The following is a 12,817-nucleotide window of genomic DNA, read 5'->3' on the forward strand; positions in this document are numbered from 1 at the left end:
GGGACGCAAACCATTGCCGCTGCAAACTGTTGACGATCGACGATCGAACGGCTTCAGTTCCGCCATGGCGCCACCGGAAGCCTCCACGCTCGAGATCCTGCGCACCCACTCCCTCGCCTCCGTGGCGGGGCGGGAGATCGAGCGCCTGATCCTGGGCGGCGAGATCCCCGCCGGCAGCCGCATCAACGAGCAGGCCCTGGCCGATCGCCTCGGCATCTCGCGCGGCCCGGTGCGGGAGGCGATCCGCGGGCTCGAGCGGTCCGGCCTGGTCGTCACCGTGATCAACCAGGGCTCCTATGTCCGCAAGGTGAGCGCGGCGGAAGCGCTGGAGCTCTATGACCTGCGCGCGCTGATCACCGGGGAGGCCTGCGCCACGATCGCCGCCAACCCACCGCCCGGCGCGCTCGCGCGGCTCAAGGCGCTGACCGGCGCCATGGCGGAAGCCGCGACGGCCGATGACGCGCAGCGCTATTACGGGCTCAACCTCGATTTCCACGCGGCGCTGCTGGAAGCCGGCGCCGGCCCGCGGGCACAGCGGATCTATGCCGACCTCGGCAATGAGCTGCACCTGTTCCGCCGCCGCGCACTGGTCGCACCCGAGAACATGCGCGAGAGCAACCGCGAGCATGCGGCGATGCTCGCGGCGCTGCGATCCCGCGACCCCGATGCAGCGCGCCGCGTCGGAGAGACCCATATCCGCAACGGCAAGCGGCGCTTCGCCGCCAGCACGCCGGCCGTGGAGAACGACCAAGGACCGCCACAGGCGGCGACCGGAGGAGAGCCAGGACATGCACGACCGACACCAGATCCCCCGCGGCGCAGGGCGCCGCGCATTGCTCGCGGGCGCTAGCCTCGGGCTGCTCGCCGCCCCCGGCATCCTGCGCGCGCAGGAGCGCTTCCCCGCCCGCACGATCGAGGTGGTGACCCATTCCGGCGCCGGCGGCGGCACCGACATCACCGCGCGCATGATGATGGTGCAAGCGCCGGCCGAATTCGGCGTGGAACTGACGGTCGTGAACCGCACCGCGGGCAGCGGCACGGCGGCGCTCGCCTATGCCGCCAGCAAGCCGCGGGACGGGCACACCATCCTGCTCATCACCCAGACCCACCTGCTGACCATGCTGCGCAACCGGTTGCCGACGCAGCTCGATGACTTGGTCGGAATCGCCCGCGCCACCGAGGATCCACAGGTGCTGATGGTGAAGGCGGGCAGCCCGCTCGCCGATCCGCAGGCCTTCATCGCCGCGAGCCGCGGACGTTCGCTGAAATATGGCGGCACCCATGTCGGCAGCGTGGATCACGTCTCGATCTTCGCCTTCGCGCGCGCCGCGAGCTTCACCGCGCCGACGCTGGTGCCGTTCCGCGGCGGCGGCGACATCATCATCAACCTGGTCGGCGGCAATATCGACGCCGCCCTGGCCAATCCGGCGGAGGCCGAAGCCCAGATCCGGGCCGGCGAGGTGAAGCCGCTGATGGCGCTGTCGCGCCAGCGCCTCGCCGCCCTGCCGGATGTGCCGACCGCGATCGAGCTTGGCATCGAATCCGTCGCCGCCACCTCCCGCGGCTTCGCGGTGCTCAAGGGCACGCCGGAGGACCGCGTCGCGCGGCTGGAGGAAGGGCTGCTCAAGGCCATGAACAGCGCCGTCTTCCAGAACTACCTGCGGACCTCCGGCCAGGCGCCGGACAGCGTCGCGGGGCGGCAGGTCTGGCAGCGCCAGCTCGCCGCTTTCAACACGGAAGGGCGCGAGGCGCTCACCACCCTCGGCCTGATGCGATGAGCGGCGTGGCATCGCCCCGCCGGGAAGCCGGCGTCGCCCTCGTCGTGGCGGCGGTCGCGGCACTCGGCTTCGCCGGCACCTTCACCTTCGACGAGGTCCCGCCTGCGCTCCGGGAAGGATTGGGCGCGGCGGAGTTTCCGCGGCTCATCTGCATCGTGATCCTGGCCCTCGCGGCGCTGCTCGCACTGCAGGAGAAGCGGAGCGAGGCGGCGGAGCCGGTGCCGGCGACCGGTTGGTGGACCTTCGCGGCCTGCGCTGGCTTCCTGCCGGTCATGGCCGTGATCGGCATGCTGCCCGCCATGTTTCTCTTCGTGGTCGCGGTCGGGCGCCTCTGGGGGGAGCGCCGCATCGCCCTGCTGCTCGCCAGCGGCGCCGGCCTGGTGGCCGCGATCTGGCTGGTCTTCGTGCGCGTCTTCGCCATCACGCTGCCGGCCGGCTGGCTCGGCGAGCAACTTCTCGGCTGAGGGACAGACGATCATGGACGCGTTCCTCGGCGGCATGGCGACGCTCGGCGACCCCTTCATCCTGCTGATGGTGGTGGCCGGCACCCTGCTCGGCATCGTCGTCGGCGCCCTGCCCGGCATCTCCGGCAGCACGACCATTGCGCTGCTGCTGCCCTTCACCATCGGGCTCAGCCCGATCGCGGCGCTGGCCTTCATGGGATCGGTCTATTGCGCCGCGAATTTCGGCGGATCGATCACCGCCATCATGGTCAATGCCCCGGGCGATCCCTCGGCCTCGGCGACCGCGATCGAAGGCTACAAGCTGGCGCAGAAGGGGCAGGCGGGGGTGGCGCTCGGCATGTCCGCGGTCTCCTCGGCGATCGGCGGCATCGTCAGCGTGGTCGTGCTGATCTTCGCCGCCCCCTTGCTGGCGCGGGCGGCCTACAGCTTCGGCCCGCCGGAGTATTTCGCGCTGGCGATCTTCGGCCTGTCCATGTGCGCGGCGATCGGCGGCGAGTCGCGGGTGAAGAACCTGATCGCGGCTGCGATCGGCGTTCTGCTGGCGACCGTCGGCATCGACCTCACCTCCGGGATCGACCGCTTCAGCTTCGGGATCACCGAGCTCTCGGACGGCATCGACTTCGTGCCAGTGCTGATCGGCCTCTTCGCGGTCAGCGAGATGCTGGAGCAGGCGACGCTGCGCGGCGTGCCGGCGACCATCATCGCCTATACCTCGGCGAAGCTGCCGAGCTGGGCCGATTTCCGGAAATGCAACCGCTCGATCTGGATCGGCAGCGGCATCGGCACCTTCATCGGCGCCCTGCCGGCGCTCGGCGCCACCACGGCGGCGCTGGTCGGCTATGCCGAAACCCGGCGCTGGTCGAAGCACAAGCATGAATTCGGGCACGGCTCGCTCGAAGGCGTGGCGGGGCCGGAGGCGGCGAACAACGCCGCGGTCGGCGGCTCGATGGTGCCGACGCTGGCACTCGGCGTGCCGGGCAGCGCCACCACCGCGATCATCCTAGCCGGGCTGATGGTGCAGGGCGTGCGCCCGGGCCCGCACCTCTTCACCGAGCAGCCGACCCTGCTCTACGCCGTCTTCGCCTCGATGCTTGCCGCCAACCTGCTCTACCTCGTGATGGGCATGGGCATGGCGAAGATCTTCGCGCGCATCAGCCTGATCCCGCCGACCCTGCTCTGGCCCGGCGTCTTCGTGCTGTCGGTCATTGGCGCCTATGGCCCGAACCAGGCGATCGGCGATGTGGTGGTGATGCTGGCGGCCGGCGTGGTGGGCTTCCTGTTCCGCCGCCACGGCTTTTCGCCGGCGCCGCTCATCATGGGGCTGGTGCTTGGGCGCATGGTGGAGGAGACCTTGAAGCAGTCCATGATCATCTTCGATCAATCGGTTGCCGGCTTCGCCGGGCGGCCGATCGCGCTCGGCCTGCTGCTGGTGACGGCGATCGGCCTGTTCGGCCCGGCGCTGCTACGCCTGGTCCGCCGCGGCGTGCCGGCATGACGCGCATCCGCCGCATCACCGCCGCCGTCCGCCGCGTCGCGCCGCGACGGGAGGCGGACAGCTACCAGGGCCTGGAATCCCTGACCTTCGTGCAGTGCCAGGTGGAATGTGAGGATGGCCTGACCGGCACCGGCGTCACCGGGCGCTTCCTGGCGCCGCAGGGGGCGGCGCTGCTCGGCGGGGAGTTTTGCGAGGCGCTGCGCGGCAGCGACGCGCGCGACATCGAGGCGATCGGTGCCTCCCTGGTCGCGCGCTTCAACCCGCGCGGCATGACCGGTGCCTTCATCGCGGCGCTCTCCGCGCTCGACATGACGCTTTGGGACCTGCGGGGAAAGGCGCTCGGACAGCCGGTCTGGCGGCTGATCGGCGGCGCGCGAAGCGCGGTGCCCGCCTATGCCACCGTCGGCCTGCCGCGGTTCTCGGAGGCGGAGCTGGTCACCGCCTGCACCGGGGCGCTGGCGCGCGGCATGGCGGGGGTGAAGATGCTGGTCGGCGCCGGTGGCCGCAGCCTCGCCGAGGATGCGGCGCGGGTGCGGGCGGTGCGTGCGGCGATCGGGCCCGCGGCCGCGCTGATGCTCGACGCGAATTGTTCAATGAGCGTCGCCGATGCGCGGCGGCTCTGCGGCATGATCGCCAATTGCGACATCACCTGGTTCGAGGAGCCGGTGACCGGCAATGACATCGAAGCCCTGGCGATGCTGCGCCGGCAGGTCACGATCCCGATCGCCGCCGGCCAGATGGTGGGCTCCATCACCTGGTTCCGGGATGCCTTGGCACGCGGCGCGCTCGATTGGGTGCAGCCCAATGCCGCCTTCTGCGGCGGCATCTCCGCCATGCTGCGCATCCTGGCCCTCGCCGAGGCGCATGGCGTCCCGGTGGCCGGCGCCGGCGGCTGGGAGATGGCGAACCTGCCTGTCATGGCCGGCCACGCGCATGGCGGCATGCTGGAGATCCATGGCGCCCATGCCGCGCTCCGCGACCTGCTGGCCGAGGAAGCCGTACCGGAAGCCGGGCTGCTGCATGCGCCGGAGCGGCCCGGCCTCGGCTTCGCCTTCCGGGAAGCACCCTGAGCGCTAATTCGGATTGGCGCCGGTCGCCCGCACGATCGGTGCCCATTTCTCCGTCTCCTGGCGGATGAAGCGGGCGAGCTCCTCCGGCGGGCCGGGGCGGGGTTCCGTGCCGTGCCGGGCGAGATGGGCCACCATCTCGGGGTCGCGCAGTGTTTCCTGCATCGCCGCGTTCAGGCGCGCGGTGATGGCGGGCGGCAGCGCCTTGGGGCCAAGCAGCGCGTACCAATTGGCGACCTCGAAGCCCGGTAAGGTTTCCGACACCGCCGGCAGCGCGCCGGTGATGGCCGACCGGCGCGCGGTCGGCACCGCCAGCGCGCGCAGCTTGCCGCCCTCGATCTGCGGCAGGGCGGTCGGCGCGGTCGAGAAGGCGAAGTCGATCTTGCCGGAGATCAGGTCGGTCATCAGCGGGCCACCGCCGCGGTAAGGCACGTGGATGGTCCGGATGCGCGCCTCCTGGTCCAGCAGCGCGCCCGCCAGATGGCCGGCGCCGCCGATGCCGGAGGAGCCGTAGGTCAGGGTGTCCGGCTGCGCCCGCGCCGCGGCGATCAGGTCCGCCACGTTCCGCCAGGGCCGATCGGTGGGGACGACCAGGATGTTCAGGATATCGCCCGCCATGGCGATCGGCGTCAGGTCCGCCTGCGGGTCGAAGGTGAGATTGCCATAGAGCGTCGGGTTGATCGCCAGCGCGCCGATGGTGCCCATCAGCAGCGTATAGCCGTCAGGCTGGGCGCGCACGACGAGCTCGGTCGCCAGGTTGCCGCCGGCGCCCGGGCGGTTGTCGACGATGATCGACTGCCCGAGCAGCGATTGCAGCTTGGGCGCCAGGGTGCGGGTGGTGATGTCGGTGGCGCCGCCGGCGGCGAAGCCGACGATGATGCGGATCGGGCGCTGCGGCCAGGGTTCCTGGGCATGCGTCGTGCCGGCCAGGGCCACGGCCGGCAGGGCCGCGAGCATCGTCCTGCGATGGATCATGGACCGTTTCCCTCTGTGCTCTTGTATGCAGAGAGGAAAGCCCCGGCGCGGGTTTCGCGCAAGCGCTACCAGAAATTCACGCGCGGCCAGACCGCCAGCACCTCGTGCCCGCCATCCACCACATGGTAGCGCTCATGCGCTGCCGCGGTCAGGCAGGTGTGGTTCGGCGCGATGCGCAGCCTTGCCCCGATCGGCAGCCGGTCGAAGGGCAGCGGCGCCGGACCGGTCACCTCGCCATGCTCCTGATGGGTGCGGGTCACCGTCGCCTGCCCGAAGGCATCCCCGCCATCGATGTCGAGCGCCAGGCCGAAGCCGTAGTCGCGCGGTGCCGCTTCCGTGCTGCGGTCCTTGGAGAGCGCGAGCGCACCGGCATCGACCAGCACCGCGTTGCGCGCCGGCTTCCGCCCGGTGACCGAGGTCAGCACGGTCAGGGCGATATCTTCCGGTGCATGGGTGCCGAGCTGCGCCTGGAACAGGTCGCCGAACATGTAGACGCCGGCGCGGAGCTCGGTGATCCCCTCGAGATGCTCGGCATGCAGCGCGGTCGGCGAGCTGCCCATGGAGACGATCGGCACCGCATGCCCGGCAGCGCGCAGCCGCTCCGCCGCGCGCACCACGCCGGCGCGCTCGGTCTCCGCGATCGCCGCCATGGTCGGTATGTCGCGGCCGCGATAGGAATGGCCGGCATGGGTGAAGACGCCCGCCAGCTTGGGTCCGAGTGCCGCGGCGATCGCCGGCAACTCCTCGCTTTCGGGCGGGACGCCACCGCGGCCTTCGCCGACATCGATCTCGATCAGGGCGCGGAGCTTGCCGGGATGGGCCGCGATGGCGCGCGCCGCGTCGAGGTCATCGGTGATCAGCTTGATGTCGGCGCCGAGTGCCGCCAGCGCGTCCAGCTTCTGCGGCGTGACACCGACCGCGTAGATCTGGTCGCGCCAGCCGGCTTCCGCGAAGTACCTTGCCTCGGCCACGGTGGAGACGGTGATCGGCCCGAAGCCGGGTGCCGCCAGCGCCGCGACATCCACGCTCTTCGCGGTCTTCATGTGCGGGCGCAGGATCAGGCCCGGATGGCGCGCGACCGCCGCCTGCATCCGCGCCAGGTTGCGCTTCAGGATGCCGAGGTCGAGCACCAGGCAGGGCGTCGGCAGATCATCGAGGGTTGTCACAGCGCCACTCCCATCAATTCGGCGAAGCGCGGCGTCGCCTTCAGGCCGGTGCCGGTCAGCACCACCACGCTCGTCTCTCCAGCGCGGATCGTGCCGGCCTCCAGCAGCTTCGCGAAGGCCGCCGCCGCCTGGGCGCTGGTCGGCTCGGCGTAGATGCCGCCGCGGGCGAGGTCCAGCGCGGCCGCGGCGATCTCGGCCTCGGTCAGCATCACGGCACCACCTTCGGTCTGCTCCAGCACGCCGAGGCACTCGCGCAGCCGGATCGGCTCGGCGATTGCGGTGCCCTCCGCCATGGTCGGAAGCGGCGCGGCCGGCGCTTCGCCCAGGAAAGCGCGCGCGATCGGGGCGCAATTCGCCGGCTGTGCCGCGAAGATGCGCGGCAGCCGGTCGATCCCGCCCGCTCGCAGCAGCTCGGAGAAGCCAATGCCGCAGCCGAGCACGTTCGATCCGGCACCGCAGGGCACGATGATGTTGTCGGGTGCCCGGAAGCCGAGGTCCTCCCACAGCTCATAGGCGAGCGTCTTGGTACCCTGCAGGAAGAAGGGATGCCAGTTGTGACTGGCGTAGAAGATGCCGTCCCGCCGTGCCTGCCCCTGGCGCAGCGCCTCGTCCGCGCAATCCTGGCGGCTGCCCGGCGTCAGCTCGATCTCGGCGCCGGCGGCGCGGGACTGCACGGTCTTGGCGGGGCTGGTGGTGGCGGGCACCAGGATCTTGGCGCGCATGCCTCCCGCCGCCGCATAGGTTGCGATGGCAGCACCACCATTGCCGGAGCTGTCCTCCAGCACATGCCCGATGCCCTGGGCGCGCAGCAGCGAGAGCATCACGGCGGCGCCGCGATCCTTGAAGGACCCGGTCGGCATCAGCCATTCACATTTCAGCAGCGCCGTGGCGCCCGCGAACACGCGCGGCACCAAGGGCGTGCAACCCTCGCCCATGGTGATCGGCGCCTCCGGCAGGAAGGGCAGGGCGGCGGCATAGCGCCAGAGGGAGCGCGCCTCCTGCCGGATCGCGTCCCGGCCGATGCCAGGCATCGGCGTCAGCATCAGGGGCGCGCCGTCATCCCCGCACCAGCGGGGGACGTCGAGCGGATAGGTGGCGCCGGAGCGCGGGTCGAGATAGGCGATGGCGTCGGTCATGGCGCGGGAGACTTGCCCGGCCGGCGCTCCCCTGCAAGGGATTGCGCATGACCGAGCCAGCGCTTCTTCGCCTCGCCTCCGACCTGATCGCGATCGACAGCCGCTCCGCGCTGCCGAACCGCGCCATCGCCGACCGCATCGAGGCGGAGCTCGCGGGTTTCGAGGTCGAGCGGCTGGACTACACAGACAAGGCGGGCGTCGCGAAGCGGGCGCTGGTCGCGCATCGCGGCCCGCCCGGCGGCCACGCCCTCTCCGGCCATATGGACACGGTGCCGGCGACCGGCTGGACCACGGATGCCTGGGCACCGCGCTTCGCGGATGGCGTGCTGCATGGCCTCGGCAGCGTCGACATGAAGGGCCAGGTCGCCGCCGCGATCCTGGCCGCCAGGGCGATGCCGGCGGATGTGCCGGTCACGCTGCTGATCACCACTGATGAGGAGACGACGAAGGAAGGCGCGCTCGCCATCGCGGCCTCCGATGCGGCGAGGCGGCTCGGTCTCAAGGGGATCTTCGTGGTCGAGCCGACCGGCATGATCCCGGTGCGCGGGCATCGCAGTCAGATCGAATTCACCGCGGTCGCGACCGGCGTGCAGGCGCATTCCTCCACGGGGCAGGGGGTGAATGCCAACTGGGCGCTGCTGCCCTTCCTCATGGAGATGCGCGAGATCCATGCGCGGCTGCGCAGCGATCCGGCCTTGCAGGATGCCGCCTATGATCCGCCCTTCTCCGACTTTAACCTGGTCATCGACAATCATGGCACCGCGGTGAACGTCACCGTCGCCAAGGCGACCGCGCGCATCAAATTCCGCCGCAGCCGCAATGTCGACTGGATGCCGGTGGTGCGCGCCGTGCGCGAGGCTGCCGAGCGCGCCGGCATCGCATTGCAGGAGCGCGCCGAGGGCACGCCCCCGGAACTTCCCACCGACCATCCGCTGGTGCGGCTCGCGGAGCGCGAGGCCGGCCGACCCGCCCGCACCGCCCCTTACGGCACCGACGCCAGCGAGTTGCAGGCGCTGGCGCCCTGCGTGGTGCTCGGCCCCGGCACCATCGACACCGCCCATACCCCCCACGAATGCGTGCGCCTCGCGGATCTCGCGGCAGCGGTGCCGGTGTTCCAGCGGGTGCTGGCGACAGGGGCGTGAGGTGGGCCGATAATCGACGGCCTGGGCGACGGCGCCCTTGCATTCGGCATGCTGCAGCGCAACATTGGCCTGTGGGAGCGTCCAAAATGAATGGAGGCTCCATGGGTTCGACCCACGTATCACCACCGAAAGTATCAGCGCCGAAACAGGAACTGCCGCCTGTGGCGGAGCCGCGTGGAGAGCTTGCGGCACGACATCTGGCGATGCCGGCCCACACCAACCCGGCGGGCGACATCTTCGGCGGCTGGATCATGGCCTCGATGGATGAAGCGGCGGCCATGGCGGTGGCGAAGCTCGTCGAAGGCCGCGCGGTGACCGTCGCCGTCTCCAGCATGGTGTTCATCCAGCCGGTGAAGGTGGGTGATTCCGTCTGCTTCTACGCCGATGTGAAGCGGGTCGGCCGCAGCTCGATCACCCTCGACGTAGAGGTTTGGGTGCTGCGGCGCGGCTGCGGCGAACGCGTCAAGGTGACGGAGGCGGAATTCACCTTCGTCGCCGTCGATGAGGATGGACAGCCGAGGCCGCTCAAGTCGCCGCAGGCGGCCTCAGCCGCCTGAGCGGGCGCCGCCGGCGGGGTCGCCGCCTCGTGACTGGCCGGTGCGGCGCCGATCCGATTAGCTGCGGAATGGGCCGGGCACGATGCGTCGCATTCGCGCACGCATCATGCGCCGGCCCTTCGTGTGACCGCGTGACTCAGACTGTTCGGCCGATCCGATCTCAAGTCGTCACGTGCCAGGCTGGAGGGCGCTTGTGGCCGGGACTCATGTCATCATCGTCGGCGGGATCAGCGTCAATGATCCCGGCGGACATGACCGCTTTCCCTACAACTTCATGAATCCCGCGGTGGCCCGTGCCAGGAAATACGGCTCGAACGTCCTGATCATCATCTTCGCGCCGTCCTACGAAACCCGCGTCGAGAAGCAGGACAAGGAGCACAACTCGGTCACCTACACCTATTCCGATACCTGCCTCTGGGGATTGTTCTCCGCCGAATCATGCCCAGCGCTGATCCGATCGAAGCAGAGGAATCCACGGCATTTCCTCAATGTCCTGAGCAAAGCCGCCGGCGGCGGGAAATTCAGCGTCCAGGAAATCCGGGACAAGCAGGGGCTGACGGACAAGCTGAAGAACCTGGCCTCGATCGCGAGCATCGACTATTTCGGGCATTCCAACCCGGAATACATGTTCCTGGAATACAGCGTCTCCGTCAGCGGCAGCGGGACGGTCACCTGGGGCGATGCCGATGCGGCCGCCGTGCCGGCGGGGAAATTCGAAGCGGGCGCCGGCTTCATCAGCTTCGGCTGCAACCAGGGCGACCCCAAGGGGCTTGCCGAGCAGCTTCGCGCGCGCTGGCGCATTCGCACCGTAGGCTCCAATGGCAAGACCGATTTCGCGCCGATCGGCAGGGGTGAGCCGCAGCCGAGCAGCGCCCTCGGCTATTACGAGTATCCGGCAGCCGGCGGGCCGCCGCTGAAGCTGACCGCGCCGCCCTGACCGGCGCCGCCATCCGCCCGCGTCACGGCCGCCGGATCGAGGCCACCACCTGCTCGAATTCCGGCAGCAGCCGCGTGAAGTCGCGCTCGCTGGCTTCCGCCAGCACGCGGAGCGTCGCCCCGCTTTCGGAGAAGATCAGCCATTGCTGCAGCCGGCGCGGTCCGGCCTGCGCCCGCAGCATCACAGCCTCGGCGGTGCCGAGGCGGAGTGCGGCACTGCCGTCGATCTGCGCATTCGGAATGGTGGCACGCAGCGCCTCCTCGGCGGCGCGGCGGCGATCGGCCTCGCGCGGCGCCGCCTGCAGGGCGGAGGCGATGCTGAGCCGCGGCGCCGTCAGATCTGCGGAGGATCTGCCCGCCGGCATCAGCACCGCGACCGAGCCGGCCATGGCGCCGGCGAAGCGCAGGTTGGCCGTCTCGTCGAAGGCGAAGGGCAGGGCGGCGCGCGCGGCGGCGGGGTCCGGCGCGCGCAGCGCGACGGAAAGCAGGGCGCGCTCGACCGTGCCGGCTTCCTCGGCGCTCGCAGGGTAGCGCGGCAGGGTCGCGGTGACGAAAGCGGTGAAGCCCTGGCCCGGCAGCATCATCAGCCAGATCGCCCGCGCCGCGCCGCCTTCGCCCTGACGGCCGCGCACCAGCACCGCCTCGCGCCCGGCGACGCGTGGCGTCGTGGTGGCTTCCGCGCTGATCCCCTGCCGCGCCAGGCGCGGCGCGGCGAGGCTGGCGCGCAGCGCCTCCGGCGGCGCCGGCGGCTGTTCGGCGAAAATGATGGCGGTGCGGGTCTCGCGCTGCTCGAAGCCGGAGAAGGCGAGGCTCGGCACGAAGCCCGATGGCGGTTCCAGCCCGATCGCGCTGCCGGGCGGAAACAGCGGCTGCGCGGCGGCACCGGCCGCCGCGAGCCAGAGCGCCAGCAGCGCGACGGAGAACTTCAACCCTCGATCGTCTCCAGCAGGGCGCAGAGCGTGGCGCAGCGCGGCGCCAAGTCGCGCCAGATGATGTGCTCGAAGGGCGCATGCGCGCCGGCGCCGGTGCAGCCGAGCCCATCCAGCGTCGGCACGCCGAGGGCCGCGGAGAAGTTCCCGTCCGAGCCGCCGCCGCGATACTGCTTCGGCAGCTCGTAGCCGTGCTCCGCCGCGAAGCCCCTGGCGCGTTCATAGAGGGCCAGCGCCGCCGGGGTCTCCACCATCGGCGGCCGGTTCATGCCGCCGGTGACGGTGATGGTGATGCCATCGCCGTCATCGCCGGCCATGGCCTTGATGGCCTGCTCGATGCGGATGCCGTCCTCGACGGTCGCGACTCGGAAGTCGATCTCGCAGCCGGCCTCGGGCGGCACGACATTCGGCCGCGTGCCGCCGAAGACCGGCGCGACATTGGTGGTGGTGCCGCCGGGGAGGTCGGTCAGCGCGTGGATCTCCAGGATCTTCCGGGCCAGCGCCACCACGGCGCTGCGCCCGTCCTGCCAATTGCCGCCGGCATGGGCGCTACGGCCGGCGATCGTCATCACGAAGCGGCCGACGCCCTTGCGCGCCGTCACGCAGGCGCCGCCGGCCCCGGCGGGTTCCGGGATCAGCACGGTGCAGGATTTCTGCGCCTCCGCCTCGATGATGGCGCGGCTGGTCGGGCTGCCGACCTCCTCATCCGGGGTCAGCAGCAGGGTGATCGGACGCCTGGTCTTCACCTTCTGGCGCAGGATCTCCCGCACCGAATGGAAGGCCGCGAAGCTGCCTGCCTTCATGTCGTAGATGCCGGGGCCATGGGCCTTGTCGCCCTCGACCCGCCAGGGCATCGAGCTGGTGAGCGTGCCGTGGTCCCAGACGGTGTCGAGATGGCCTGCGACCAGCACCGGCCTGCCCTCGCCGGGCGTACGGCAGATCAGGTTGTCGCCATAGCCGTTGCGGCCGGCGACCCGCTCCACCGCGCCGCCGACGCCGCGCAGCTCCGCCTCCGCCCGACCGATCAGGGCGCTGACCGCAACCGGGTCGGTGGTCGGCGTCTCATGCTCCACCCAGCCGCGCAGCTCCGCGAGCAGGCGTTCGGAGGAGCCGATATCGGTTGCGGGCATTGCGCTTGCGATCCTTTTCAACAGCCGGGCGATCCTAGAGCG

Annotated in this window: 13 protein-coding genes; 8 read left to right on the top strand and 5 right to left on the bottom strand. The window is 70.8% G+C overall.

From position 1 onward, the window contains the following. Positions 1–64: 64 nt before the first annotated feature. From GXW71_RS16585 to GXW71_RS16605, 5 genes are read left to right on the top strand one after another with little or no spacing between them, the layout of a single operon-like run. The gene (locus tag GXW71_RS16585; RefSeq protein WP_211853652.1) at positions 65–850 is read left to right on the top strand and encodes a GntR family transcriptional regulator; all 786 of its coding nucleotides are present in this window, start codon (positions 65–67) and stop codon (positions 848–850) included. Then, entirely contained in the window at positions 789–1,778 is a 990-nt protein-coding gene (locus tag GXW71_RS16590) for a tripartite tricarboxylate transporter substrate binding protein (RefSeq protein ID WP_211853653.1), read from the top strand. Before GXW71_RS16585 ends, GXW71_RS16590 begins: the two co-directional genes overlap by 62 nt. Before the next feature lie 5 nt (positions 1,779–1,783). Continuing rightward, complete coding sequence (locus GXW71_RS16595; protein ID WP_211853654.1) at positions 1,784–2,242, top strand: tripartite tricarboxylate transporter TctB family protein; 459 nt, start codon at positions 1,784–1,786, stop codon at positions 2,240–2,242. 13 nt (positions 2,243–2,255) lie between these two features. Then, on the top strand, positions 2,256–3,737 hold the full coding sequence (locus GXW71_RS16600; RefSeq protein ID WP_211853655.1) for a tripartite tricarboxylate transporter permease: 1,482 nt from the start codon (positions 2,256–2,258) through the stop codon (positions 3,735–3,737). After that, positions 3,734–4,807: a mandelate racemase/muconate lactonizing enzyme family protein gene (locus GXW71_RS16605; RefSeq protein WP_211853656.1), complete on the top strand. Its 1,074-nt coding sequence runs from the start codon at positions 3,734–3,736 to the stop codon at positions 4,805–4,807. Before GXW71_RS16600 ends, GXW71_RS16605 begins: the two co-directional genes overlap by 4 nt. Positions 4,808–4,810: 3 nt before the next feature. Here GXW71_RS16605 and GXW71_RS16610 read toward each other — a convergent pair whose 3' ends face one another. From GXW71_RS16610 to GXW71_RS16620, 3 genes are all read right to left on the bottom strand, one after another. Next, on the bottom strand, positions 4,811–5,779 hold the full coding sequence (locus tag GXW71_RS16610; RefSeq protein ID WP_211853657.1) for a Bug family tripartite tricarboxylate transporter substrate binding protein: 969 nt from the start codon (positions 5,777–5,779) through the stop codon (positions 4,811–4,813). A gap of 65 nt (positions 5,780–5,844) precedes the next feature. Further along, positions 5,845–6,945 (bottom strand): alanine racemase, encoded by a 1,101-nt coding sequence (locus tag GXW71_RS16615; protein WP_367617318.1) that lies wholly within the window; start codon positions 6,943–6,945, stop codon positions 5,845–5,847. Continuing rightward, positions 6,942–8,081 (bottom strand): threonine synthase, encoded by a 1,140-nt coding sequence (locus GXW71_RS16620; RefSeq protein WP_211853658.1) that lies wholly within the window; start codon positions 8,079–8,081, stop codon positions 6,942–6,944. The genes GXW71_RS16615 and GXW71_RS16620 overlap by 4 nt, the downstream gene beginning before the upstream one ends. A 47-nt stretch (positions 8,082–8,128) precedes the next feature. Here GXW71_RS16620 and GXW71_RS16625 point away from each other — a divergent pair, with 47 nt between their 5' ends. The 3 genes from GXW71_RS16625 (at position 8,129) to GXW71_RS16635 (ending at position 10,717) form a co-directional block, all read left to right on the top strand. Then, entirely contained in the window at positions 8,129–9,223 is a 1,095-nt protein-coding gene (locus GXW71_RS16625) for a M20/M25/M40 family metallo-hydrolase (RefSeq protein WP_211853659.1), read from the top strand. Positions 9,224–9,426: 203 nt separating this feature from the next. Further along, complete coding sequence (locus GXW71_RS16630; RefSeq protein ID WP_246526638.1) at positions 9,427–9,780, top strand: acyl-CoA thioesterase; 354 nt, start codon at positions 9,427–9,429, stop codon at positions 9,778–9,780. 193 nt (positions 9,781–9,973) lie between these two features. Next, positions 9,974–10,717: a hypothetical protein gene (locus GXW71_RS16635; protein ID WP_211853661.1), complete on the top strand. Its 744-nt coding sequence runs from the start codon at positions 9,974–9,976 to the stop codon at positions 10,715–10,717. 22 nt (positions 10,718–10,739) lie between these two features. Here GXW71_RS16635 and GXW71_RS16640 read toward each other — a convergent pair whose 3' ends face one another. Both GXW71_RS16640 and GXW71_RS16645 read right to left on the bottom strand, forming a co-directional pair. Next, a complete protein-coding gene (locus GXW71_RS16640) occupies positions 10,740–11,645 on the bottom strand; it encodes a hypothetical protein (RefSeq protein ID WP_211853662.1) in 906 nt (301 codons plus the stop codon). Further along, the gene (locus tag GXW71_RS16645) at positions 11,642–12,775 is read right to left on the bottom strand and encodes a M20 family metallopeptidase (protein WP_211853663.1); all 1,134 of its coding nucleotides are present in this window, start codon (positions 12,773–12,775) and stop codon (positions 11,642–11,644) included. The genes GXW71_RS16640 and GXW71_RS16645 overlap by 4 nt, the downstream gene beginning before the upstream one ends. Positions 12,776–12,817: the final 42 nt, after the last annotated feature.

This window comes from Plastoroseomonas hellenica, assembly GCF_018129085.1.
GTDB lineage: Bacteria > Pseudomonadota > Alphaproteobacteria > Acetobacterales > Acetobacteraceae > Plastoroseomonas > Plastoroseomonas hellenica.

Bases quoted from the DNA above. Each gene is read 5' to 3' on its own strand.
- GXW71_RS16585 (WP_211853652.1), top strand. From the start codon at position 65: ATGGCGCCACCGGAAGCCTCCACGCTCGAGATCCTGCGCACCCACTCC.
- GXW71_RS16590 (WP_211853653.1), top strand. From the start codon at position 789: ATGCACGACCGACACCAGATCCCCCGCGGCGCAGGGCGCCGCGCATTG.
- GXW71_RS16600 (WP_211853655.1), top strand. From the start codon at position 2,256: ATGGACGCGTTCCTCGGCGGCATGGCGACGCTCGGCGACCCCTTCATC.
- GXW71_RS16605 (WP_211853656.1), top strand. From the start codon at position 3,734: ATGACGCGCATCCGCCGCATCACCGCCGCCGTCCGCCGCGTCGCGCCG.
- GXW71_RS16610 (WP_211853657.1), bottom strand. From the start codon at position 5,779: ATGATCCATCGCAGGACGATGCTCGCGGCCCTGCCGGCCGTGGCCCTG.
- GXW71_RS16620 (WP_211853658.1), bottom strand. From the start codon at position 8,081: ATGACCGACGCCATCGCCTATCTCGACCCGCGCTCCGGCGCCACCTAT.
- GXW71_RS16625 (WP_211853659.1), top strand. From the start codon at position 8,129: ATGACCGAGCCAGCGCTTCTTCGCCTCGCCTCCGACCTGATCGCGATC.
- GXW71_RS16630 (WP_246526638.1), top strand. From the start codon at position 9,427: ATGCCGGCCCACACCAACCCGGCGGGCGACATCTTCGGCGGCTGGATC.
- GXW71_RS16645 (WP_211853663.1), bottom strand. From the start codon at position 12,775: ATGCCCGCAACCGATATCGGCTCCTCCGAACGCCTGCTCGCGGAGCTG.